This window comes from Pseudoflavonifractor capillosus (genome assembly GCF_016899775.1).
Taxonomy (GTDB): domain Bacteria; phylum Bacillota; class Clostridia; order Oscillospirales; family Oscillospiraceae; genus Lawsonibacter.
In genome coordinates, this window is sequence record NZ_JACJJE010000161.1 from 1 (window position 1) to 402 (window position 402).

The following is a 402-nucleotide window of genomic DNA, read 5'->3' on the forward strand; positions in this document are numbered from 1 at the left end:
ACCCCCTCCAAGTGCAGGGCATGTCCCTATAAAGACAAATGCGGAGCCGATGAACAAGGGAAAAAGGCCCTTACCACTCACATCTGGCAGAACTTTCTGGATCTTGTGGAGATAGTCCGCAAAACAGAACTGGGGAAACAGCTCTACGCGCAGCGAAAAGAAACCATCGAGCGTGTCTTTGCCGATGCAAAGGAAAAGCACGCCATGCGATATACGCACCATAGAGGTCTGGCCTCAGTTACAAGATGGGTCAGGCTGAAGTATGCTGCCATGAACCTGAAAAAACTGGCCATTTGGAGCTGGAGGGCAACTGAGCACCCACGTTCCTTCACTTTTCTTTTCCCTTTTTCTTACAAAATCCCTGTTTTCATCTCTTGAAAACAGGAGTTCTTTGACAGACTG

The 402-nt window shown here is 48.5% G+C and carries 1 protein-coding gene; it reads left to right on the forward strand.

From position 1 onward, the window contains the following. The coding region (locus tag H6B31_RS16810) for a transposase (protein WP_243419125.1) at positions 1-378 on the forward strand (378 nt) is incomplete at its 5' end. Positions 379-402: the final 24 nt, after the last annotated feature.